At 73.8% G+C, this 24,237-nt stretch carries 17 protein-coding genes; 12 read left to right on the top strand and 5 right to left on the bottom strand.

The window, feature by feature from the left end; genetic code table 11:
- On the bottom strand, positions 1-2,067 hold the full coding sequence (locus tag IE207_RS23370) for an endo-beta-N-acetylglucosaminidase (RefSeq protein WP_190186234.1): 2,067 nt from the start codon (positions 2,065-2,067) through the stop codon (positions 1-3).
- Positions 2,068-2,269: 202 nt separating this feature from the next.
- Positions 2,270-3,556, bottom strand: coding sequence for a glycoside hydrolase 5 family protein (locus tag IE207_RS23365; RefSeq protein WP_190186233.1), 1,287 nt, complete (start codon positions 3,554-3,556; stop codon positions 2,270-2,272).
- 301 nt (positions 3,557-3,857) lie between these two features.
- Here IE207_RS23365 and IE207_RS23360 point away from each other — a divergent pair, with 301 nt between their 5' ends.
- Together IE207_RS23360 and IE207_RS23355 are read left to right on the top strand one after the other, a co-directional pair.
- Positions 3,858-4,997, top strand: a complete 1,140-nt coding sequence (locus IE207_RS23360) for a LacI family DNA-binding transcriptional regulator (RefSeq protein ID WP_190186232.1) — start codon at positions 3,858-3,860, stop codon at positions 4,995-4,997.
- 27 nt (positions 4,998-5,024) lie between these two features.
- On the top strand, positions 5,025-6,038 hold the full coding sequence (locus tag IE207_RS23355) for an ROK family protein (RefSeq protein ID WP_373304757.1): 1,014 nt from the start codon (positions 5,025-5,027) through the stop codon (positions 6,036-6,038).
- On the opposite strand, the gene IE207_RS23350 is transcribed toward IE207_RS23355, so the two are convergent.
- Positions 6,028-7,023, bottom strand: coding sequence for a TAXI family TRAP transporter solute-binding subunit (locus IE207_RS23350; RefSeq protein WP_190186231.1), 996 nt, complete (start codon positions 7,021-7,023; stop codon positions 6,028-6,030). The two genes, IE207_RS23355 and IE207_RS23350, sit on opposite strands and share 11 nt — an antisense overlap.
- 120 nt (positions 7,024-7,143) lie before the next feature.
- Here IE207_RS23350 and miaB point away from each other — a divergent pair, with 120 nt between their 5' ends.
- Positions 7,144-8,664: a tRNA (N6-isopentenyl adenosine(37)-C2)-methylthiotransferase MiaB gene (miaB, locus tag IE207_RS23345; protein ID WP_190186230.1), complete on the top strand. Its 1,521-nt coding sequence runs from the start codon at positions 7,144-7,146 to the stop codon at positions 8,662-8,664.
- Between the two features lie 90 nt (positions 8,665-8,754).
- Positions 8,755-9,465, top strand: a complete 711-nt coding sequence (locus IE207_RS23340) for a class III extradiol ring-cleavage dioxygenase family protein (protein WP_190186229.1) — start codon at positions 8,755-8,757, stop codon at positions 9,463-9,465.
- 71 nt (positions 9,466-9,536) lie between these two features.
- On the opposite strand, the gene IE207_RS23335 is transcribed toward IE207_RS23340, so the two are convergent.
- Complete coding sequence (locus IE207_RS23335) at positions 9,537-9,794, bottom strand: antitoxin (RefSeq protein WP_190186228.1); 258 nt, start codon at positions 9,792-9,794, stop codon at positions 9,537-9,539.
- A gap of 394 nt (positions 9,795-10,188) precedes the next feature.
- Between IE207_RS23335 and miaA the strand changes: the two genes are divergently transcribed.
- The 6 genes from miaA (at position 10,189) to hflX (ending at position 18,380) form a co-directional block, all read left to right on the top strand.
- Positions 10,189-11,127 carry a tRNA (adenosine(37)-N6)-dimethylallyltransferase MiaA gene (gene miaA, locus IE207_RS23325; RefSeq protein WP_190186226.1) on the top strand — a complete coding sequence of 313 codons (939 nt, stop codon included), beginning with the start codon at positions 10,189-10,191 and terminating at the stop codon, positions 11,125-11,127.
- A 111-nt stretch (positions 11,128-11,238) separates the two neighbouring features.
- Complete coding sequence (locus IE207_RS34175; RefSeq protein WP_190186280.1) at positions 11,239-11,865, top strand: hypothetical protein; 627 nt, start codon at positions 11,239-11,241, stop codon at positions 11,863-11,865.
- Between the two features lie 23 nt (positions 11,866-11,888).
- Complete coding sequence (gene dapF / locus IE207_RS23315) at positions 11,889-12,764, top strand: diaminopimelate epimerase (RefSeq protein WP_190186225.1); 876 nt, start codon at positions 11,889-11,891, stop codon at positions 12,762-12,764.
- Positions 12,765-12,916: 152 nt separating this feature from the next.
- On the top strand, positions 12,917-15,004 hold the full coding sequence (locus tag IE207_RS23310) for a RelA/SpoT family protein (RefSeq protein ID WP_190186224.1): 2,088 nt from the start codon (positions 12,917-12,919) through the stop codon (positions 15,002-15,004).
- A gap of 131 nt (positions 15,005-15,135) precedes the next feature.
- On the top strand, positions 15,136-16,632 hold the full coding sequence (locus IE207_RS23305; protein ID WP_190186223.1) for a M1 family metallopeptidase: 1,497 nt from the start codon (positions 15,136-15,138) through the stop codon (positions 16,630-16,632).
- A 242-nt stretch (positions 16,633-16,874) separates the two neighbouring features.
- Positions 16,875-18,380, top strand: coding sequence for a GTPase HflX (hflX, locus tag IE207_RS23300; RefSeq protein ID WP_190186222.1), 1,506 nt, complete (start codon positions 16,875-16,877; stop codon positions 18,378-18,380).
- Between the two features lie 84 nt (positions 18,381-18,464).
- Here hflX and IE207_RS23295 read toward each other — a convergent pair whose 3' ends face one another.
- A complete protein-coding gene (locus tag IE207_RS23295) occupies positions 18,465-19,643 on the bottom strand; it encodes a trypsin-like serine peptidase (protein ID WP_190186221.1) in 1,179 nt (392 codons plus the stop codon).
- 288 nt (positions 19,644-19,931) lie between these two features.
- Here IE207_RS23295 and IE207_RS23290 point away from each other — a divergent pair, with 288 nt between their 5' ends.
- Positions 19,932-21,341 carry a diaminobutyrate--2-oxoglutarate transaminase family protein gene (locus IE207_RS23290; RefSeq protein WP_373304756.1) on the top strand — a complete coding sequence of 470 codons (1,410 nt, stop codon included), beginning with the start codon at positions 19,932-19,934 and terminating at the stop codon, positions 21,339-21,341.
- Between the two features lie 619 nt (positions 21,342-21,960).
- Positions 21,961-24,228 (top strand): IucA/IucC family protein, encoded by a 2,268-nt coding sequence (locus tag IE207_RS23285; RefSeq protein WP_190186219.1) that lies wholly within the window; start codon positions 21,961-21,963, stop codon positions 24,226-24,228.
- Positions 24,229-24,237: the final 9 nt, after the last annotated feature.

The following is a 24,237-nucleotide window of genomic DNA, read 5'->3' as shown; positions in this document are numbered from 1 at the left end:
TCAGGCCCACCGCAGGGTGGTGCGGGCCGCGCCGGAGACGGCGTACAGCTCGTCCACGGCCCGGACCTCGAACGCCGCCGCGGGCTCCGCGCCGGAGCGGGTGACGGCGGGCAGGTACAGGGCTGTGCCGCAGGTGCCGCCGAGGAAGCGCCGGGCGCCGTCGGGCAGGCGCCGGTGCACCTCGTAGTGGCGGACCGGCCCGGCTGCCCGGTGCCAGGAGAGGCGGAGCCAGGCCGTGCCGTCCCGCTGGGCCGAGGCGTCCACTCCCAGGGCACTCGGGGCGGCCGGGGGCCGCTGCGCTGCGGTGTCGCGCACCGACAGGGCCCCGAGCCGCCAGCGCACCGGCATCGTCCCGCGCGGGGTGATCCGTACGGCGATCGCGTACGCGGTCGTCCCGCGCGGCGCGTCGAGCACGGCCCGGGCGCGCAGCCAGCCGTACCCGGCGCTGCGGGTCGCGGCCTTGAGCCAGCGGTAGGGGAGCGGCTCGCCCGGGGCGGCGGGCTCGCGCAGCGCGATCCCGACCTCCACCGCCACCGTCCCCGACTCGGTGGCATGGACCAGTTCCACGACGGTGCGGCCGGACAGCGGCAGGCGGGTGCAGTGCAGGCCGATCACGGCCGGGGCGCTCAGCCCGCCCGCCACGAGCAGGCTGGAGCCGCCGCGCCAGGCTCCGGCGAAGTCCAGCGTCACGGCGGGGCGTTGCCCTGCTGTGTCCACCACCCAGCGGCGGCCCGGGAGCCGGTCCTGGAGCCCGAGGTGGTTCCACGGCGCGTCCGAGGTGACCTTCCCGTCCTCGTACCAGCGCAGCCCGTGCCCGGTGTTGAAGGCGCAGGCGAAGGGCAGCGCGACGACGGTCGAGCGGTCCGCCACGGCGGTCGCCGGAGCCCTCCAGCCGGCTTCGGGCGCGGGGCGGGCCGGGTCGAGGGAGGCGCCCGTCCAGAAGCGGTCGTCGGCCTCGTGGAAGGCGCCGGGGGAGCGGTCGGTGAGGTGGCCGAGCGTCCACTCGGGCCGGTAGAAGCCGTAGCTGACGACGTGGTCGCGCCCGCGCGGGACGATGGCGTCCCAGTCGACGGGCGCGTCCCAGCCCCGGGACTCGGTGTCCACGGCCGCCCACAACTCGTGGCGGCTGCGGCCCAGCCGCTCGGCGAGCGCGCCGGAGGCCGCCAAGGAGCGCGCGTCCCAGCGGAAGTCCACGAACACCGCGTCCGCGACCGGGCCGGCCCGGTCCTCGAAGAACTCCTGGTTGAGGGCGTTCAGTTCGCCCTGCCAGCCGACCCGGCCGGTGCTGTTCATCGCGTCGTACCAGGTGATCCGCAGGCCGTGCGGCTCGCCCGCGGCGCGCAGCGCGCGCAGGAACTCCCGCATGCGGGTGGCGAGGGCGCTGTCCCCGCCGTCGGTCTCGGCGTTGACGAACCAGCCGTCGAAGCCATAGGCCCGCGCCACCGCGACGAGCTTGTCCGCGACCGGGAAACGGCCCAGCGGGTCCCGTTGGACGAGGTCCCGGGTCCACTGGAGGTCGCCGCCGTACGCGACGGGCGGCAGGAACACGTTGCCCAGGACCGGGACGCCGTTGCGGTGGGCGGCGTCGACGACGGGTGCGTTCGGCGCGAGCACGATGCCCTCGCCGGCGGAGCCGCCCCAGAACACCAGCTCGTCGAGGTACGCCCAGTGGGTGAGGGCGTAGTGGTCGGCGGTCGCGGAACCCTGGGAGGGGTTCGCCGCGGTCGGCGCGAAGGAGACCAGCGCGGCGATACGGGCCTGGCCGGCGCGGGCGCCCGGATTCGGCGGCACCGGGGCGAAGCGGGGTGCGAGGGGGACGCTCGCGGTGTTGTGGGCCAGGTCGGGGTCCGATTCGGGCGTCCACTGTGTGAGGGAGCGCCAGGTGATCCCGGGACCGGGGACGCCCGGGGGGAGCGAGTCCGGGAACCAGTAGGAGGCGTACGGGGCCAGGGTGGGGGTGGCCGCAGTGACGGGCAGGGCCGGTGTGGCGGGTGCGGCGGCGGCTCGGGCCGGGGTGCCCGCGCCGAGGAGGGCGGCCGCGCCCGCGGCGGCCCCTGCGGTGAGCACCTCCCGCCGGGCCGGCCGTGCGCGGGGGGCTCGGGCGTCGGCCGTACCGGGTGCGGGGGTGCCGGGTTGGGGTGTACGGGGTGCGGGTGTGCCGGGTTCAAGTGTGCCGGCTCGGGGTGTGCCGGGTTCGGGTGCAAAGGGTTCGGCGCTGCTGCCGGGCTCGGGCACGGGGGCTCCTCGGGCGGTGCGTCGCGGGGCAGGGTCAGGCGGTGCCGGTCACGTCGTGCACGTGCAGTACCTCGGTGATGCCGCGCGCCGAAAGGTGCGCCGGGTCCCGGGCCAGCTCGGCCAGGACCACCGCCGGGCGCTGCCCCCGGGCGGTCAGCGCCGCCCAGGCCTCGAAGAACGCCCCGCCCGGCCCGCACACCGACCTGCCCGGCGCGGCCTCCGCCCCGCCGACGTCGAGCGCGAGCGCGGTCGAGCGGGGCGGCGGCCGGTGCGCGCGCCCCCGCCACGAGGCGGCGATCCGGGCCAGCGCGGCTCCGGCGGGCTTGACCCGGTGGTCGTTGGTGAGCAGGCCGAGGTCGTACTCCAGCGCCGGGAAGTCCGCCAGCTCCCGGGACACGTCGTGCGAGCACCACCAGGTCACGCCCCACACGTCCGGGCAGTCCAGCGCGTTCGCCACGGTGGCCTCGGTGAAGCGCGCCGCCCCCTCGGGAGGGACCAGCGGGGCCGGGGCCCCCACTTCCTGGAGCCACACCGGCCGGTACGGGTCCAGCGCCCACGCCTTGGCGAGCTCGATCAGGTACGCGGCGTGGTGCTCGGTCGCCGTCCCGGCGGCCCCGTGGCGCTGCGCCGTGCCGTTGAACACCCAGGAGTGCACGGTGGTGGCCGCGCCCAGCCGGGCCGCCTGGGCCGGGGTGAAGGGGTGCCCGTCCTGGTACCAGGCGGCGTCGTACTCGGCGTGCACGTGGAACCGCCCGGGAGCGCCCTTGTCGCAGGCGGCCAGCATCCGCTCCAGCCAGCGCGCGGCCTGGGCGGCGTCGATGCGGTCGGGGTCGGGGTGCGGGGCGCCGGCGAACTGGTTGATCTCGTTGCCCACGGTCATGCCGAGGAAGTTGGACCGGTCCGCGAGGGCGGCGGCCAGCGTGGTCAGGTACTCCTCCTGGGCGGCGACCACATCGGGGTCGCGGAAGATGTTGCGCCGGTGCCAGGTTCCGGTCCACGCGGGCAGGAAGTCGAAGCTCGACAGGTGCCCTTGCAGGCCGTCCACGGCGACGTCCAGCCCTCGCTCGGCGGCCGCGTCGGCGAGCGCGACCAGCTGCTCGACCGCGCGCGGCCGGATCAGCGTGCGGTTCGGCTGGAACACCGGCCAGAGCGGGAAGACGCGGACGTGGTCCAGGCCGAGGGCGGCGATGGAGTCGAGGTCGGCGCGTACGTCGCCGAGGTCGAAGTCCAGCCAGTGGTGGAACCAGCCCCGCGCGGGCGTGTAGTTGACGCCGAAGCGCGGGGGGCGGCTGGGACGCGGGAGGGGAAGGCCGTCGGGCATGAGGGTCCCGGAGTTCGGAGGAATTCACCGGACCCCGGGAAAACTGCCGGGAGTTCAGGGGCAAGTCAACAGGGCGATTCACGCCGGAAGGGCCGGTCCGGTCTGCTGGACGACGGCCTCGTCCGCATCGGGACGTGTACGTGCCCGGTCCACTCGGTGCGTGGCGCTCCGGGACGAACTGCCCTGACGGCGCGTGCAGTTCGAAATCGGAGGGGAACTGCGGGGGAGGCGGTCTGTCCGGGCCGGATCGCGTACGGTCCGGCCATCGCAGTTCGCGCCACCGCAGGAGGATGAGCCGGTCATGGCCCGCAGACCCACCATCAAGGACATCGCCCGCCGGGCCGAGGTGTCGCAGAGCGCCGTCTCCTTCGCCCTCAACGGCCGGCCGGGTGTCTCCCAGGACACCCGGGCCAGGATCCGGCGCGTCGCCGAAGAGCTCGGCTGGCAGCCCAACAGCGCGGCGCGCGCCCTGTCCGGGGCGCGCGCCGGCGTGGTCGGGCTGGTCCTGGCCCGGCCCGCGCACACCCTCGGGGTGGAGTCGTTCTTCCTCCAACTCGTCTCCGGCATACAGGAGGTGCTGGCGGCCGGGCGGATCGCGCTCCTGTTCCAGGTGGTGGAGGACATCGACGCGGAGTGCGCGGTCTACCGGCGCTGGTGGGCGGAACGGCGCGTGGACGGAGTCATCGTCGTGGACCCGCGTACGCAGGATCCCCGGCCGGAACTCCTGACCGGACTCGGCCTCCCGGCCGTGATGGTCGGCACGACGCAGACGCAGACGACGCAGACGGCGGCGCAAACGGCCACGGCGGCCACGGCGGCCACGGTGCCCGCCGTGGCGGCGGCGTCGGGACCGGACGGCCCCGACGGCCGGGCGCAGCCGCCCGCCACCCTGTCCACCATCTGGGCGGACGACGCCGGAGCCATGGCACAGGTACTGGACCACCTCCACCGGCTCGGACACCGCCGGATCACGCACGTCGCGGGTCTGCCCGCCCTCGCCCACACCGCCCGCCGGATGGCCTCGCTGCGTGCCTGGTCGGAGCGGCACGGCCTGGACCCCGCCCAGGTCCGGTCGGTGGTGACCGACTACTCCGACGCCGAGGGCGCCGCCGCCACCCGGCGGGTCCTCGCCGACCCGGAGCCGCCCACCGCGCTCGTCTACGACAACGACGTGATGGCGGTGGCCGGCGCCGCCGTCGCCGCCGGGCTCGGGATCCCCGTCCCAGCCCGGCTCTCGCTGGTGGCCTGGGACGACTCGGCCCTGTGCCGGGTCACCCATCCCCGGCTGACCGCCCTCGTCCGTGACACGGCGGGCTTCGGCCGGCTCGCGGCCGAGGAGCTGCTCGCCGTCCTGGCCGGGGGCCCGCCGCGGGTGCGGGAGAGCGAGCTGCCCCGGCTGGAACCCCGCGACAGTACGGCGCAGGCCCCGGTCGCATACTGAACCCCGACCCCTTCCAGGAGCGCAGCCGTGACCACTTCCCCCACCGCCCCCTCCGCGCACCGCGGCCCCGGCCCGGCCGACGGCCTCAGCGTGGCGATCGACATAGGCGGGACGAAGATCGCCGGCGCGCTGGTGCACCCCGACGGTTCGATGACGGCCACCACCCGTCGGCCGACCCCGCGCGGGACCGACGCCGAGGGGGTGATGGCCGCCGTCGCCGAAGTCGTCGCCGACCTCGCGCGGAGCCCGCTGTGGCCGTCGGTGGTCCGCTGCGGCGTCGGCAGCGCCGGCCCGGTCGACACCTCGCGCGGCACCGTCAGCCCGGTCAACATCGCCGCCTGGCGCGGGTTCCCCGTCCTCGCGCGGGTCTCGGCGGAGCTGGCGGCCCACGGAGCGCGGATCCCGGCCGTCCTGGCGGGTGACGGCGTGGCCATGACGGCGGCCGAGCACTGGCTGGGCGCGGCCCGGGGCCATGCCGACGCCCTGTGCATGGTGGTCTCCACCGGCGTCGGCGGCGGCCTCGTCCTGAACAACCGGCTCCACCCCGGTCCCACCGGCAACGCCGGCCACATCGGCCACATCAGCGTCGCCTTCGACGGCGAGCCGTGCGTCTGCGGCGGCCGGGGATGCGTCGAATCCATCGCCTCCGGCACGGCCATCGCCCGCTGGGCCCGCTCCCAGGGCTGGACTCCGGCCGGGGACCAGGACGCCACCGCCGCCGGGGTGGCCGCCGCCGCCCGGGCAGGGGAGCCCGTCGCCGTCGCCGCGTTCGACCGGGCGGGCCGGGCCCTCGCCGCCGCCATCGCGGCCACCGCGACCCTGGTGGAGACCGGCATCGCGGTCATCGGGGGCGGTGTCGCCGCCTCAGGGGACACCCTCTTCGAACCGGTACGGCGGCACCTGGCCTCCTACGCGACCCTGTCCTTCGTACGGGACCTGCGGGTCGTCCCCGCGAGCCTCGGGACCGACGCGGGCCTGATCGGCGCGGCCGCCGCGGCGACGATGCTGCTGAACGGGCGGACCGCCCCGCCTACGGCTTGACCGAGCGGTAGTAGCGCGCCGCGCCCTCGTGCAACGCCAGCGGATCGGTGTAGATCGCCGTCCGCAGGTCCACCAGCTGCGCGGCGTGCACCTCGTGCCCGATCCGGTCCCGGCTCGAAATGACCGTCCGGGTGAACCGCTCGGTCAGCTCGGGACTGCTGTCGTCCCTGGTCACCAGCAGGTTCGGCACCGCCAGCGTGGCGACCGCCGAAGTGTTGCGGGCCCGTGCGTACGCGTCCTGCGGCATCACCGCCGCCCGGTAGTAGCGGGACGGGGTGCCGCTGCCCTGGAGCCGTTCGACGAGGTCGCCCAGCTGCACGAGCCGGATCTCGTAGCGCTCGGACAGTTCCCGTACCGCGTTGGTCGGCAGGCCGCCGGACCAGAAGAACGCGTCGATCCGCCCGGCCTCCAGTTCCGCGGGCATGGTGTCGATGCCTATCGACACCGGGGTGATGTCCCGCGCCGGGTCCAGATCGGCCGCCGCCAGCAGCCGGTCGGAGATCAGCCGCACCCCGGACCCGGCCTGGCCGACCGCGACCCGCTTCCCCTTGAGGTCACGCGCCGACTGCACCGGTGACCCGGCGGGCACCACCAGCTGCACGTAGTCGTCGTAGAGCCGTGCGACGCCCCGCAGCCGCTCGGCCCCCGGTTTGCCGTCGAGCCGGTACTTGGCGACCGCGTCCGCCGTCGCGATGGTGAAGCCGGCCTCCCCGGCGGCCACCCGCTGGAGGTTCTGCTGGGAGCCCTCGCTGGGCTCCAGCCGCACCTTCACGCGGGGCATGTCCGTCGCGAGCGCCTGCTCCAGCAGTTCGCCGTAGCGGTGGTAGACGCCGGTACGGACGCCCGTGCTGAACGTGAGGCTCCCGCTGGGCTCGGGCGCCCCGAAGGGCCTCAGCCACCACACCAGCAGCCCGGCCACGGCAAGCAGCGCCGCCAGGCCCCACAGGGCGCGACGCCGGCTCACGCGGGGCGGTACGAGGTGCACGCCGGCGATCCTGCCACCCCGCCCGGCGTCCTGTCACGGCCCGGCCGCCCCCCCACGGGGACCCTCCGCCCCGCGGCCCTGCGGGCCGGAGGGCTTCCGGGGAGCGCCTACCCTTGTTCCATGACCAGCAGCAGCGACCGGAGCACGGCAGTGGACGTCAAGGGAACTTACGAGGTGCGCACCTACGGGTGCCAGATGAACGTGCACGACTCCGAGCGGCTTTCCGGTCTGCTGGAGGACGCCGGCTACACGCGGGCGCCCGAGGGCTCGGACGGCGACGCCGACGTCGTCGTGTTCAACACCTGCGCCGTGCGAGAGAACGCCGACAACAAGCTGTACGGCAACCTCGGCCGGCTCGCCCCGATGAAGAACAAGCGCCCCGGCATGCAGATCGCCGTCGGCGGCTGCCTCGCGCAGAAGGACCGCGACACGATCGTCCGGCGGGCCCCGTGGGTCGACGTCGTCTTCGGCACCCACAACATCGGCAAGCTGCCCGTCCTGCTGGAGCGCGCCCGCGTCCAGGAAGAGGCACAGGTCGAGATCGCCGAGTCGTTGGAGGCCTTCCCCTCGACGCTGCCGACCCGCCGCGAGTCCGCCTACGCCGCCTGGGTCTCGATCTCCGTCGGCTGCAACAACACCTGCACCTTCTGCATCGTCCCCGCGCTGCGCGGCAAGGAGGAGGACCGCCGGCCCGGCGACATCCTGGCGGAGGTGGAGGCCCTGGTCGCCGAGGGCGTCTCGGAGATCACCCTGCTCGGCCAGAACGTCAACGCCTACGGCTCCGACCTCGGTGACCGCGAGGCCTTCTCGAAGCTGCTGCGTGCGTGCGGACAGATCGACGGCCTCGAGCGGGTCCGGTTCACCTCCCCGCACCCGCGCGACTTCACCGACGACGTGATCGCGGCGATGGCCGAGACCCCGAACGTGATGCCGCAGCTGCACATGCCGCTCCAGTCCGGCTCGGACCCGATCCTCAAGGCCATGCGCCGCTCGTACCGGCAGGAGCGCTTCCTCGGCATCATCGAGAAGGTGCGCGCCGCGATCCCGCACGCGGCGATCTCCACCGACATCATCGTCGGCTTCCCCGGCGAGACCGAGGAGGACTTCCAGCAGACGATGCACACGGTGCGCGAGGCCCGCTTCGCGAACGCCTTCACCTTCCAGTACTCCAAGCGCCCCGGCACGCCCGCCGCGGACATGGAGGGACAGATCCCCAAGGAAGTCGTCCAGGAGCGGTACATGCGCCTGGTCGCCCTCCAGGAGGAGATCTCCTGGGAGGAGAACAAGAAGCAGGTCGGCCGCACCCTCGAAGTCATGGTCGCGGAGGGCGAGGGCCGCAAGGACGGCGCCACGCACCGGCTCTCCGGCCGCGCCCCCGACAACCGCCTCGTGCACTTCACCAAGCCGGACGAGGACGTCCGCCCCGGTGACGTCGTGACCGTCGACATCACCTACGCCGCCCCGCACCACCTGCTCGCCGAAGGCCCGGCGCGCTCCGTGCGGCGCACCCGCGCCGGCGACGCGTGGGAGAAGCGCAACGCCGCCCCGGCCCAGCCGGCGGGGGTCATGCTCGGCATCCCCACCCTGGGCGTCCCGGCCCCGCTGCCGCCGGCCAGCTCCGGCTGCGCCGTGACCGCCTGATCCCGCGCCGCCGACCGACGCCGCGCCGGGCTCCGGCCGGGCTCCCCGCAAGGGCCCCGCGCCGGTCCGCGCCCGGCTAGGCTGCGGATCATGCTCGTAGCCGCTGCCGTCTGTCCCGCCCCGCCGCTCCTCGTGCCGGAGGTCGCCGCAGGGGCCGCCGCCGAACTGGACGGTGCCCGCACCGCCTGCTCCGACGCCATCGCCGTGCTCGCGGCCTCCCGCCCCGGCTTGCTGGTCGTGGTGGGCGCCGCCGGGTCCGGGCAGGACGGCCCGTACCCCCAGGGCTCCCGGGGCGGCTTCCACGGCTTCGGGGTCGACTCCGGCGTACGGCTCGGTGACGGACCGGACGCCGGCGCGCGGCCGCTGCCGCTCACCCTGGCCGTCGGCGCCTGGCTGCTGGAGCACGCGCGCTGGGGGGCCGCGCCCGTCGAGGGGCTCGCGGTGGACCAGACCCTGGCGACCGGGGAGGCCCTGCGCACGGGCCGCGACCTCGCCGTACGGGACGAGCGGGTCGCCCTGCTCGTCATGGGCGACGGCAGCGCCTGCCGGACCCTGAAGGCGCCCGGCTACCTCGACGAGCGGGCCGAAGCCTTCGACGCCGCGGCCGCTTCGGCCCTCGCCACCGCCGACACGGCCGCCCTCGCCGCGCTCGACCTCACGCTCGCCGCCGAACTCCAGGCCGCCGGCCGGGCGCCCTGGCAGGTCCTCGCGGGCGCCGCGGAGGGTGCGGGACTCGGCGGCCGGCTGCTGTACGAGGACGCCCCGTACGGGGTGGGTTACTTCGTCGCCGCCTGGTCCTGATCCGCCCGACGGCGTCATGCCGAAGGGGCGCGGGGTCCACCGCACCTCCACCGCACCCCTTCGCGGACGGCTCAGCCGGTCGCCGGCGGCGTCGGCCCGCCGGGACCGTGACCGGGATCGTCCTTGTGGGCGATCTTGCCCAGAGCACCCTTCGCCTTGCTCGTGCCGGTCGTGATCTGGTCGCTGTACTTGCCCTTGGTCTTGGAGTCCACGACCTTGGCCACCTTGTCCAGACCCTCGCCGATCTTGCCCTCGTGCTGCTGCGCGAGGTCGCCGACCTTGTCCTTGGCCGGCCCGAGCTTGGCTTTCAGATTGTCAAAGAGGCCCATGGGTCACCTTCCATTGCCGGGGGCTACGTACGGGCGCCCTCGCCGGTCTCGCTGTCCGCGGCGGCCTCCACCGACTGCTGCTTCGGGATCTCCACGGCTTCCGCCGCCGGACCCTCCGCCTCAGCCACCACTGCCTCCGCTTCCTCGGGCGTGGCCGTCACTTCTCCGGGAGCGGCCTCTTCGGTCGAACCCTGATCCTTACGGCCAAAAAACCGGCTGAAAACACCCATGTCTACTCCCATAAACGTTCTTCGTGTGAGTGGAGTTCCGCCTTGGCCGGACCGGCCTCCCCCGGGCGTGCCGGGCCCGGAACCCCGCCAAGGCAACGACTCCGACCACATCCCGTCACGTCACTCGATCGGGTATCCGCCGCAGGGTTTGCGAGACTGTGGCAGTGAGGAATGCAGCTCCCGCCCCGCGGGTCATCGCCGTCGTCGGTCCCACCGCGGCCGGAAAGTCCGACCTGGGCGTAGCCCTGGCCCACCACTTCGGCGGGGAGGTCGTCAACGCGGACTCCATGCAGCTGTACCGGGGGATGGACATCGGCACCGCCAAGCTGACGCCCGAAGAACGCGGAGGGGTCCCGCACCACCTCCTCGACGTCTGGGACGTCACCGAGACCGCGAGCGTCGCCGAGTACCAGCGCCTCGCCCGCGCGGAGATCGACGCCCTGCTCGCCGAGGGCCGCACACCGGTCCTCGTCGGAGGCTCCGGGCTGTACGTCCGCGCCGCGCTCGACGCCATGGACTTCCCCGGCACCGACCCGGCCGTGCGGGCCCGCCTGGAGGACGAGCTCACCCTGCGCGGCCCCGGCGCCCTGCACGCCCGGCTGGCCGCCGTCGACCCGGACGCCGCCCACGCCATCCTGCCCAGCAACGGCCGCCGGATCGTCCGCGCCCTGGAGGTCATCGAGATCACCGGGCAGCCGTACACCGCCAACCTGCCGGGCCACGAGTCCGTCTACGACACGGTCCAGATCGGCGTCGACGTGGCCAGGCCGGAGCTGGACGAGCGGATCGCCCTGCGGGTGGACCGGATGTGGGAGGCCGGGCTGGTCGACGAGGTCCGGACGCTGGAGGCCCGGGGGCTGCGCGAGGGGATCACCGCCTCCCGTGCGCTGGGGTACCAGCAGGTGCTGGCCGCCCTCGCGGGCGAGTGCACCGAGGACGAGGCGAGGGCCGAGACCGTACGGGCCACCAAGCGGTTCGCCCGCCGCCAGGACTCCTGGTTCCGCCGGGACCCGCGCGTGCACTGGCTCAGCGGAGCGGCCGCGGACCGGGGGGAACTCCCCGGACTCGCGCAGTCGTTGGTCGAACGAGCGGTCACAGCCTGATCACGTGATGGCATCGGGAAGCCCCGTGCGCCCGTCTCGGCCTCTGGACCATGCCATCATCAAACTGCTGAACAGCGGCGTACGAAGTCCGAGTGGGGAGGGCGCGTGGCTATGGAGGCCGGCCCTCGTGACACTGGGCGGGAAGACACCGGACAGGAAGCGGACCCGATGCTTCACAGCGGGACCGCGGACTCTGCCGGGCCCGCTCCGGCCCTTGCAGGGCCCGCAGCGCAGTTCGCCGGGCCGTCCGGTGTGGACCCTGCCTCCGGGCCGGTGCCCCGACAGGAGCCCGGGCCGCAGTCGGCCGGGCCCGACGGTCCCGGCTCGCTCGGGCTGCCCGCCGACCCCGCGCGGCTGACCCCCGACGGCCCGGACGCCCCGGCCGAGGGCGCCACCGGCCCCGAGTTCGAGGTCGAACTGCGCCCGCAGCGTCGCCTGCGGATCTGGCAGCTCACCCCCATCGTGATGCTGGCCGCCGCCGGCTCGCTCATGTTCGCCTTCCCCCTCGCCTTCGAGTTCGGTGACGGCGGAGCCGTGGTCGCCATGCTCGGCTTCCTCATCAGCGCCTGCGCCGCCGGCTGGGGAATGATGGCCGCGCGCCGGGTCGGCTACAGCCTGCCCGGGCTCCGGCCCCGGGGCGGCAGCCGCATCCCCGACTGGCGCATGGCCGCGCTGTACGCGCTGGTCGCGCTGGTCGTCGTAGCGCTGGCCGTGTACCGGGTGGCCCGGCTGCGCTGAGGCCCGTCGCTTACGATGGGCCCGTGACGCACAGCACCCTCTCCTTCCTCAAGGGCCACGGAACCGAGAACGACTTCGTGATCGTCCCGGACCCGGACAACGCCATCGAGCTGCCCGAGGGCGCCGTCGCCAAGCTCTGCGACCGCCGGGCCGGCATCGGTGCGGACGGAGTGCTGCATGTGGTGCGGTCCGCCGCCCACCCCGAGGCCGCGCACATGGCCGACGAAGCCGAATGGTTCATGGACTACCGCAACAGCGACGGCTCCATCGCCGAGATGTGCGGCAACGGCGTGCGCGTCTTCGCCCGCTACCTCGAGCACGCCGGCCACGTCGAGCCCGGCGACCTCGCCGTCGCCACCCGCGGCGGCGTCAAGCACGTGCACCTCGACAAGACCGGCGACGTCACCGTGTCGATGGGCCGCGCCGAACTGCCCGAGGGCGACGTCACCGTCTCCGTCGGCGAGCGCACCTGGCCCGCGCGGAACGTGAACATGGGGAACCCGCACGCGGTGGCGTTCGTTGAAAGCCTCGACGACGCCGGAGACCTGTACACCGCCCCGCCGTTCAGCCCGGCGTCCGCCTACCCCACAGGGGTCAACGTCGAGTTCGTCGTCGACCGCGGCCCCCGGCACGTCGCCATGCGCGTCCACGAGCGCGGCTCCGGCGAGACCCGCTCCTGCGGCACCGGCGCGTGCGCCGTCGCCGTGGCCGCCATCCGCCGGGACGGCGCCGACCCGGCCCGCACCGGGCAGCCCGTCACCTACACCGTCGACCTCCCCGGCGGGACGCTCCTCATCACCGAACACCCCGACGGCCGGATCGACATGACCGGACCCGCCGTCATCGTGGCCTCGGGAGAGTTCGAGGCGGGCTGGCTCACCCAAACCGCCTTCGCCTAGGCGTTGTCGGGGAGCTTCCCTCTAATGGGTGATCCGTTTCACGCTGTGCGAGAGGTGGACTGCGGCACGTGGTGGGGTCGGTAACATCAGGCACCGGCCCTGAGGGCTCACCCCATGCCCGCCACCGCCGGTCGAAGCCGCCGGAGGTTCCCATGAGTGCAGAGGCCACGAACCCCGAAGCACACCCCGAAGCGCGCCCTGAGCTGCGCAGACGGAGCCGCAGCAGGCTTGACCTGCGCCGACTCGGACGCGCCGCCCTGCTCGGCCCGCCGTCCCGCGACCGGCTCCCCGACGCCATCGGGCACGTCGCGGAAGCCCACCGTGCCCACCATCCGGACGCCGACCTGTCCATCCTGCGGCGCGCGTACCTGCTCGCGGAGACCTCCCACCGCGGCCAGATGCGCAAGAGCGGTGAGCCGTACATCACACACCCCCTCGCCGTCACCCTCATCCTCGCCGAACTCGGCGCCGAAACCACCACGTTGACGGCGTCCCTCCTCCACGACACCGTCGAGGACACCGAGGTGACGCTCGAACAGGTCCGCGAGGAGTTCGGCGACGAGGTCTGCTTCATCGTCGACGGCGTCACCAAGGTGGAGAAGATCGACTACGGCGCCGCCGCCGAACCCGAGACCTTCCGCAAGATGCTCGTCGCCACCGGAAACGACGTCCGGGTCATGTCCATCAAACTCGCCGACCGGCTCCACAACATGCGCACCCTCGGCGTGATGCGCCCCGACAAACAGGCCCGTATCGCCAAGGTCACCCGCGACGTCCTCATCCCGCTCGCCGAACGGCTCGGCGTACAGGCCCTCAAGACCGAGCTGGAAGACCTCGTCTTCGCGATCCTGCACCCCGAGGAGTACGAGCAGACCCGCGCGCTCATCGCCGCCCACGCGGGCGAGAACGATCCGCTGCCCGCCATCGCGGACTCCGTACGCGCCGTCCTGCGCGATGCCGGTATCACCGCCGAAGTGGCCGTCCGCCCACGGCACTTCGTCTCCGTCCACCGCATCTCCCGCAAACGCGGCGAGCTGCGCGGCTCCGACTTCGGACGCATCCTCGTCCTCGTCGGCGAGAACGCCGACTGCTACGGGGTGCTCGGCGAACTGCACACCTGCTTCACCCCGGTGGTCTCCGAGTTCAAGGACTTCATCGCCGTCCCCAAGTTCAACCTCTACCAGTCGCTGCACACCGCAGTCGCCACGCCCGACGGACACGTCGCCGAAGTCATCGTCCGGACCCGGCAGATGCACCGCGTCGCGGAAGCCGGTGTGGTGGCCCTCGGCAACCCGTACACCACCGGGGAAGCCGCCGACTGCGACGAGGAGCGCGTCGACCCCACCCGGCCCGGCTGGCTGTCCCGGCTGCTCGACTGGCAGCAGTCCGCTCCCGACCCCGACACCTTCTGGACCGTCCTGCGCGCCGAACTCGCCCAGGACCGGGAAGTCACCGTCTTCGCGGTGGACGGCGCCGCCGCCGCCCCGCGCACCCTGACCCTGCCTGGCGGTGCCAGCTGTATCGACGCCGCCTACGCCCAGTACGGCGAGGCGGCCCACGGCTGTATCGGCGCCCGCGTCAACGGGCGCCTCACCTCACTGTCGTCCCGGCTCTCCGACGGCGACACCGTGCAACTGCTGCTCTCCCACGACTCCTCCTCCGGGCCGGCCGCCGACTGGCTGGAGCACGCCGCCACCCCGGCCGCCCGCATCGCCATCGGCAGCTGGCTCGCAACCCACCCCGACGACGCCGCGGCCACCACCACCGCCGCGCGGGCGCCCCTGTCCGTGGTGGGGGCGCGCGGAGGCAGCGGCAACGCCGTCGCCGACCTCCCGAACGCGCACGTACGGCTGGCCGGCTGCTGCACCCCCGTGCCGCCCGACGCCGTCGCCGGGTTCGTCGTACGCGGCGGGGCCGTCACCGTGCACCGCGTCCGGTGCCCGGCCGTGGCCCAGATGCGCGCCGTGGGCCGCACCTCGGTCGCCGTGCACTGGCGGGCCACCGCGGACTGCCGCGTCACCCTGCTCGCCGAATCGTTCGGCCGCCCGCACCTGCTCGCCGACCTGACCGAAGCGATCGCCCGCGAGGGGGTCGAGGTGGTCTCCGCGACCGTCGAGCCGCCCGTCGAACAGCGGGTCCGGCACACGTACACCCTCCAGCTTCCGGACGCTGCGGGTCTGCCGGCGCTGATGCGGGCGATGCGCGACGTGCCGGGCGTGTACGACGTCAGCAGGGCGTAGCCGGGCCCATCGGTCCGCACGCAGGCCCGGGCATCCTCGCGTAGGCCGGTCCACGGTCCGGCGACCCCGTTCGGGTGGCGCCGTCGCGCGCCGGTCGCAAGGGGGAGCCGGGCACTGGTAAGCGATGGTGGATGCAGCTCACCTCCCCCCGCCTGCGCGCCGCGCTGCTCGCCGCGGCCTCCCTCACCCTCGTCGCCGCGGTGCTGCCGCCGCCGAAGGCACTCGGCATCGGTGACCGTCTCTTCCCGGAGCTCGGCAACCCCGGCTACGACGTCCTCTCGTACGACCTGTCCCTCACCTACAAGGACAACCGCAGCCCGCTCGACGCCGTCACCGTCATCGACGCCCGGGCCCTGGAAGACCTGGAGCGGGTCAACCTGGACTTCACCCACGGCACCGTCGCGTCCGCCGAGGTCAACGGTGAGCCCGCGCGCTTCGAGAGCGCCGGGGAGGACCTCGTACTGACGCCCGCGCACCCCGTCGTCGCGCACACGCCGCTGCGCGTCGTCGTACGGCACACCAGCGACCCGCGCGGCCGTGACGACGGCGGCTGGGTGACCACTGAGGACGGGCTCGCCATGGCCAACCAAGCCGACGCCGCCCACCGGGTCTTCCCCTGCAACGACCACCCCGCCGACAAGGCGTTCTTCACCTTCCGGATCACCGTTCCGGCGGGTCTGACGGCCGTCGCCAACGGACTGCCCGCCGCCCGCCCGGTCCGGCGCTCCGGACAGCCCACCACCTGGACGTACCGCACCCTGCACCCCATGGCCACCGAGCTCGCCCAGGTCTCAGTCGGCTCCTCGGCCGTGCCGTTCGGCACCGGACCGCACGGGCTGCCGCTGCGCGACGTGGTGCCCGCCGCAGACCGGCAGCGGCTGGAACCCTGGCTCAAGAAGACCCCCGCGCACATCGCGTGGATGGAAGAGCGCGTCGGGCGCTACCCCTTCGAGAACTACGGGGTGCTCATCGCGCGCGCCAAGACCGGCTTCGAGCTGGAGACCCAGACCCTCTCGCTCTTCGAGAGCGGCCTGTTCACCGCCGGCGCCTACCCCGAGTGGTACGTCGAGTCCGTCATGGTCCACGAGCTGGCCCACCAGTGGTTCGGCGACAGCGTGACCCCGCGCACCTGGTCCGATCTCTGGCTCAACGAAGGACACGCGACCTGGTACGAGGCCCTCTACGCGGACGGCCTCGGCAAGTACTCCCTGGAGCGGCGCATGCGCGAGGCGTACCAGCGCTCCGACCAGTGGCGGGCGGCCGGCGGCCCCCCGGCGGCGCCGAAGCCGGCCCCGCCCGGGGAGAAGATCGGACTGTTCCGGCCGGTGGTCTACGACGGGTCCGCGCTGATCCTCTACGCCCTGCGCCAGGAGATCGGCGCCGACGCCTTCGACCGCGTCGAGCGGCGCTGGGTCGCCGAGCACGCGGACTCCACCGCCGGTACGGAGGACTTCGTGCGCCTCGCCTCACGGGAGGCCGGACGGGACCTGGAACCCTTCCTCAAGCCGTGGCTGTACGGTGCGACGACCCCGCCGATGCCGGGACACCCCGAATGGAGTGCGAAGGCACCCAAGGCAGCCCCGGCGGGGCCCAAGGCCGCGGTCAAGGAGGTCCCGAAGAAGGCCTGAGACCGGGAGGGGCCAGGTGACTCATGGTGACTCCCGTGGGAAAAGCGTGTGACGGGCGCCGAACGGGCATGTCACCATCGACAGGCGGGTCCGCGCGCCCGCGGGCCCCCCGGGTCCGGGAATCTCCGGGCGGTGTGACACGTTGGACATGGCAGTGCTATGTCACGACCGTGTCATGTCACGCACGGCGGCAGCTTCGGCAGCGGCCGGCGCGGACGCATTCGAATCGACGTAAGGATCCAATGACCTCCTCTTCTTCCCCTTCCCAGGACGCGCGGGACGCACAGGACGTGCAGGACTCGCCGAGCTTCACCGAGAGCCTTCGGGCCGATGCCCTGATGGAAGAGGACGTCGCCTGGAGCCACGAAATCGACGGAGACCGCGACGGCGAACAGTTCGAGCGCTCCGAGCGCGCGGCCCTGCGGCGCGTCGCCGGCCTCTCCACCGAACTGGAGGACGTCACCGAGGTCGAGTACCGACAGCTCCGCCTGGAGCGCGTCGTACTCGTCGGCGTCTGGACCTCCGGCACCGTGGACGACGCCGAGAACTCCCTCGCGGAGCTCGCGGCCCTCGCCGAGACGGCAGGTGCTCTCGTACTCGACGGCGTGATCCAGCGCCGCGACAAGCCCGACCCGGCCACCTTCATCGGTTCCGGCAAGGCCCGCGAACTGCGCGACATCGTCATGGAGAGCGGCGCCGACACCGTCGTGTGCGACGGCGAGCTCAGCCCCGGCCAGCTCATCGCCCTGGAAGACGTCGTCAAGGTGAAGGTGGTCGACCGGACCGCCCTCATCCTCGACATCTTCGCCCAGCACGCCAAGTCCCGAGAGGGCAAGGCGCAGGTCGCGCTCGCGCAGATGCAGTACATGCTGCCCAGGCTGCGCGGCTGGGGTGCGTCGCTGTCCCGGCAGATGGGTGGCGGCGGCGGTGGCGGCATGGCCACCCGAGGCCCCGGTGAGACCAAGATCGAGACCGACCGGCGACGGATCCGCGAGAAGATGGCGAAGATGCGCCGGGAGATCGCGGAGATGAAGACCGGCCGCGACATCAAGCGGCAGGAACGGCGCCGCAACAAGGTGCCGTCGGTCGCCATCGCCGGGTACACCAACGCGGGCAAGTCCTCGCTGCTCAACCGCCTCACCGGCGCGGGCGTCCTGGTGGAGAACGCACTGTTCGCCACCCTCGACCCGACGGTGCGCCGGGCCGAGACCCCCTCCGGCCGGGTCTACACCCTGGCCGACACCGTCGGATTCGTCCGGCACCTGCCCCACCACCTGGTCGAGGCGTTCCGCTCCACGATGGAGGAGGTCGGCGACTCCGACCTCATCCTGCACATCGTGGACGGCTCGCACCCGGCCCCGGAGGAGCAGCTGGCGGCGGTCCGCGAGGTCATTCGCGAGGTCGGCGCGGTCAACGTGCCCGAGATCGTGGTGATCAACAAGGCGGACGCGGCGGACCCGCTGGTCCTCCAGCGCCTGCTGCGCATCGAGCGGCACTCCATCGCCGTCTCCGCCCGGACCGGCATGGGCATCGAGGAACTCCTCGCGCTCATCGACACCGAGCTGCCCCGGCCCGAGGTCGAGGTCGAGGCGCTGGTGCCGTACACCCGCGGCTCGCTGATCGCCCGGGCGCACGCCGAGGGCGAGGTCATCTCCGAGGAGCACACCCCGGAGGGCACCCTGCTCAAGGCGCGGGTCCACCAGGAACTGGCGGCGGACCTGGCACCGTACGTGCCCGCGAAGCACTGACCGTCCATGCGGCATGAGTGAGGGCCCCCGCCTCGGGCGGGGGCCCTCACTCATGTCACCTCTGCAGGTGCCGCGTCACTGCTCCTACTTGAACTTGTTGCTCACCGCGGTGTAGACGCCCTTGGCCTCCGGACCGAGGTGCGGGCCGGCCAGCCAGCCCGCCTTCGCCGGACCGATCGACGTGTTCGACACCAGCGCCGGCTTGCCGTCGGAGCCCGTGGCGATCCATCCGCCGCCCGAGGAACCGCCGGTCATCGTGCAGCCGATGCGGTACATCACCGGGGCGGCAGCGGTCAGCGACAGCCGGCCGGGCTTGTCCGTGCACTGGAACGCCCGCTGACCGTCGAACGGGGCCGCCGCCGGGTAACCCGTCGCCGTGATGCTCGCGACCTTCTGCACCGCCGGAGCGGCGAACTCCACCGGGAGCGCCGAACCGACCGTCTCCTCCAGGGACTTGCCCGCGCCCTTCTCCGGGGTCACGTGCAGCACCGCGAAGTCGTACGGGGCGCCCGCACCGCCCGTCGGGCCGCCGGTCGCGATCCACTGGTCCGAGGTCTGCGCCCAGTCGCTCCACCACACGCCGTACGGAGCCACCTGGTCGCGCGGGGCGCCCTTGAGCTCCGGCGCCGTCTTGCCCACGTTGTTGTAGGACGGGACGAAGGCGATGTTGCGGTACCAGCCACCGGCCTTGCCGGCGTGCACGCAGTGGCCCGCCGTCCAGACCAGGTTGGACTTGCCGGGGTGGGCGGGGTCCTTGACGACCGTTGCCGAGCAGACCATCGAGCCCTCGGGCCCGTCGAAGAAGACCTTGCCGGAGGCCGGGACGTTGGCGTGGTACGGCGCCGCCGCCTGCTTCGCTGCAACCGGCGCGGGGGTGGGGTCGGTGACGCCCTGGTCCTTGCCGGCGTCCGGGTCGACGGCCGGGGGCTGCGGCGTCTTGTCGGCGTCACGCATCCGGTCCGGGTCCCAGAGACCCTCGATGATCGGGTTGATGTAGTCGCCCGCCTCGCGGAGCCAGTCCTCCCGCTTCCAGTTCTTCCACGCACCCCCCTTCCACTTCTCCATGTCTATGCCGTGCTGCTTGAGCTTTTCCTTGATGTCGTCCGGGATCGTGATCCCGTCGGTGGCGCCGGACGGCAAGCTGGCCGCCACGGTCGGCTTGGCGTCGCCGCCGGCCTCACCGTCGCCGGGTCCGCAGGCCGAGGCGGTCAGCAGGAGCGCGGCCGCGCACAGGGTCGCGGTGACCGGTCGGTTCGGTCGCATGTCGTAAGTCCCCCTGGTGGTTCGAGGCGTTGAACGGGGTGCGGTGCGGCCGGCTCGCCTTTCGGGCGCGCCGGGTGCAGCACCCCACTATGCCGCTGCGGTTCAGGACGACACAGGCCGGGGCCGCGGTTCCACCGACTCGCTTCGGCGTTCCGCACGGCCAAGGATCTTCCGCCCACCCGTGATCCGTCGCCGTCACCGTCGTTGGTACGTACGGGGGATGGGGCAGCAGCGTTCCTGTTCGAGACGCAATCCGGAAGAGAGATCCGGGCGGGAGGACCGACAGTCGTGGCGTGGACCGAGCCCTTGACCGGGTCTTTGACCGAACCTTTGGCCGAGCCTTTGACCGAGACTTTGGCCGAGTCTTTGGCTGAGCCCTTGACCAGGCCCTTGACCGAGCGGACCGCAGCCGAGGCCGAAGTCATCCTGCGCAGGCAGGCATTACGGGAATCCGCCGCACGGACGTACGCGCGCTCCCTGCCCATCGTCCCGGTACGGGCCCGGGGGCTGACGATCGAAGGCGCCGACGGACGGCGCTACCTCGACTGTCTCTCCGGCGCGGGCACGCTCGCGCTCGGGCACAACCACCCCGTGGTGCTCGAAGCGATCCGGGGAGTGCTCGACTCGGGGGCTCCGCTGCACGTGCTGGACCTGGCGACCCCGGTGAAGGACGCGTTCACCACCGAGCTGTTCGCGAACCTGCCGCCCGCGCTCGCGTCGGACGCCCGGATCCAGTTCTGCGGGCCCGCCGGCACGGACGCGGTCGAAGCCGCGCTCAAACTGGTCCGCACCGCCACCGGGCGCTCGGGGCTGCTGGCCTTCACGGGGGCGTACCACGGCATGACGGCCGGGGCGCTGGAGGCCTCGGGCGGCGCCGAAGCCGTACGGGTCACCCGACTGCCGTTCCCCCAGGACCACCGCCCGCCGTTCGGGGTCCCGGGTGCCGAGGGGGAGCAGCTGGCCGCGCGGTGGACCGAGAACCTGTTGGACGATCCCAAGGGCGGGGTACCGGCGCCCGCCGGGATGATCGTGGAGCCGGTCCAGGGTGAAGGCGGCGTCCACCCGGCACCGGACGGCTGGCTGCGCCGGATGCGGGAGATCACCGCCGAACGGGGAATCCCGCTGATCGCGGACGAAGTGCAGACGGGGGTAGGACGCACCGGCGCCTTCTGGGGAGTCGACCATGCCGGGGTCGTGCCCGATGTGATGGTCCTGTCCAAGGCGATCGGGGGCAGCCTGCCGCTGGCCGTGATCGTGTACCGGTCGGAGCTCGACGTCTGGGCGCCCGGTGCCCACGCCGGCACCTTCCGCGGCAACCAGCTGGCCATGGCGGCGGGGACCGCCACCTTGGCCTACGTCCGGCAGAACCGTCTTGCGGAGCGGGCCGCCGTGCTGGGGGAGCGGATGCTGACGGGGCTGCGGGGATTCGCCGCCGACCAGCCCTGCGTCGGGGACGTCCGGGGCCGCGGTCTGATGATCGGCCTCGAAGTCGTCGACCCCGACACCGGAGCGGCCGCCCCGGAGCTCGCCGCGGCCGTCCGCCGGGAGTGCCTGGAGCGGGGCCTGATCGTCGAACTCGGTGGCCGTCACTCCAGCGTCGTGCGGCTCCTGCCACCACTGACTCTGACCGACGAGCAGGCCGGAGCCGTCCTCGACCGGCTGACCGACGCCGTCCCCGCCGCCCGCCGGCCCCACTGACCTACCCCAAGGACCCCCCATGCCCACCCCACCCCCCACCCCACCCCCGGGACCCACCCCGACCACGGCGGCAGCGCCCGAACCGATGCCGGTCTCGGTCCCTGCTCTGGGCGCAGCCGCAGGCCTGGCCGCCGGGCCCGCCCCGACTCCGGCCGCAGAGCCGAGGCCGACACCGGCCCCGGGCACTGCTCTGGGCGTAGCCGCAGGCCAGGCCGCCGGGCCCGCCCCGACTCCGACCGCAGAGCCGAGGCCGACACCGGCCCCGGGCGCCGCCCGCGGTGCCGTCTCAGAGGGGGCCGCCGCCCCGGTTCCCGGGGCCGGGCGGGGCCCGGGCCTTGATGCCTCCGACGCGGACGCAGCCCCCGGGTCCGCCGGAAGCCCCGCCGACGCCCACGGCACGAGCCCGTCCCCGATGCCCACCCCACCCCCCACCCCGACCACGGCGGCAGCGCCCGAACCGATGCCGGTCTCGGTCCCTGCTCTGGACGCAGCAGCGGGCCCCGCCCCCGGGCCCGCCCCGACTGCGGCCGCAGAGCCGAGGTCGGCGCCGGCCCCGGGCCACGCTCTGGGCGTAGCCGCAGGCCAGGCTGCCACCCCGGCTCCCGGGGCCGGGGCTGACATGCTCTCGGCTCCCGACGGGGGCTTCGGCGTAGCGTCGGGTCAGGGCCCGGGCGGTGGCCCCGCCGTCAGCGCACCCGTGGGCGAGGGTGGCAGCCCGTCCCCGCTGGACGCCCGGACGCCCGGCGCCACGCCGGGCACGCCCCGGGACAACGGCGGGAGCATCGACGCTGCCTCCAACCAAAGTGTGGGCACCGGCCCGGACTTCGGGGCCGAGGCGGCCGACCCGGCCGCGGGCAACGGCACCGCCCAGGCGGGCCTGCCGGGCCCGGGGCACGACCCGGTCGGTGCGCCGTTCCCCGGCGGGGCCGCGGGGCGCCACCCCAATGCGGGCCCGTCCCCGGTGCCCGGTCCCGAGCAGGCCGACGGAAGTACCGCGCGCCCGCCGTCCGACCCGGCCCCGGGCGCCGCCGAGGCGCTGCCGGGGGAGCGGGGTCGGCCCGCGGCCCCCGTGGCGGTTGGCGTGCCCCGGCAGAAGCGGCCGGTTCCGCGGACCCGGGCGGCCGGGGCCGCGCTCCTCGGCCCCGATCCCGCGGCGCTGCCCGATCTGCTGGACCACCCCGACCCCGGGATCGCCGCCGAGGCTGCGACGGTGGAGAACCTGCTGCGGTGCTGGGTCCGCGAAAGCGGCATCGGTCGCCCCGACGGACCCGTCGGTACCCTCCTGCGCATCCCCCTCCCCGCATCCGGCGTTGCACTGCTCGTCGCCGTCCGCCACTGGTCCCCAACCGGCTGGCACCGTTTTGCCCCCGCCCGCCTCGAAGGCGCCCCCGCAGACGCCCCCGCCCTGGACGCCGTCACCCTCGCAGCCCTGATCGCCCGCGAGGGCACCGGCCGCGCCGCCGACCTCGTCGGCCGGGTCGCCGACTCGGTGCGCCGCACCGCCGAGTTCATCGCCGACCGGCGTCAACGACCCATCCCACCCGAGCCCATCGCCACGGACCTTTTCCTCACCGCCGAACAGTCCCTCCTCCTCGGTCACCCCCTCCAGCCCGACCCCAAGAGCCGGGAGGGACTCTCGGAAGCCGAGGTACGCCGCTACTCACCCGAACTCCACGGCTCCTTCCCCCTGCACTGGTTCGCCATCGCCCCCTCCGTCCTCGCCACCGACTCCGCCTGGACCGAACGCGGCCGTCCCGTCCCCGCCACCCAGCTCCTCTCCCGCCTCGCCCCCGGCCTGCCGATGCCCGCCGGGACCACTCCCTTGCCCCTTCACCCCTGGCAGGCCCGCGACCTGCTGGACCGCCCCGCCGTCGCCGCCCTCCGCGACGCGGGACTCCTGACCGACCTGGGACCGTACGGCGACCCCTGGTACCCCACCTCCTCCGTCCGCACCGTCCACCGCCCCGGCTCCCCCGCGATGCTCAAGCTGTCCCTCGGCCTGCGGATCACCAACTCCCGCCGTGAGAACCTCCGCAAGGAACTGCACCGCGGAGTCGAGGTGCACAGGCTGCTGCGCGCCGGCCTCGCCGAACAGTGGCAGGCGGCCCACCCCGGCTTCGACATCGTCCGCGACCCCGCCTGGGTCGCCGTCGACACCCCTGACGGCCCGCCCGTCCCAGGACTCGACGCCCTGCTTCGCCACAACCCCTTCCGCTCCGGCGACGACCCCGTCTGCATCGCCGCACTCACCGCTCCCCGCCCCTGGCCCGGCCGGACCACGATGCGCTCACGCCTCGCCGAGACGGTCTCCCGGCTCGCCGCGTCCACCGGCCGGCCCACCCGGGCCGTCGCCGCCGAGTGGTTCCTGCGCTACCTCGACCACGTCGTGCTCCCGGTCCTCGGCCTCGACGCGCTCGCGGGCATCGCCCTCGAAGCCCACCAGCAGAACACCCTGGTGCTCCTCGATCCCGCCGGCTGGCCGGTCGGCGGCCGCTACCGCGACAACCAGGGTTACTACTTCCGCGACTCCCACCGCGCGGAACTGGAATTCAGGCTGCCCGGCATCGGCAACGTCAGCGACACCTTCGTCTCCGACGCCGTCACCGACGAACGCTTCGCCTACTACCTCGGCATCAACAACGTGTTCGGCCTCATCGGAGCCTTCGGCTCGCAGAACCTCGCGGATGAACGCGTCCTGCTCGCCGCCTTCCGCCGATTCCTCGGCAAGGCGTCCCGCCTCGGTCCGCTCCCCTCGCTGCTGCTCGATTCACCCACCCTGCGCTGCAAGGCGAATCTGCTCACCCGCCTGGGCGGCCTCGACGAACTCGTCGGCCCCGTCGACACCCAGTCCGTCTACGTCACCATCACCAACCCCCTCCTCGACTGAAACGACGCG

The sequence above is a fragment of the Streptomyces cirratus genome, assembly GCF_014650775.1.
Classification (GTDB): Bacteria; Actinomycetota; Actinomycetes; order Streptomycetales; family Streptomycetaceae; genus Streptomyces; species Streptomyces cirratus.
Note: the sequence above shows the minus strand (reverse complement) of the source record. Positions and strands in the feature narration are given on the sequence as shown.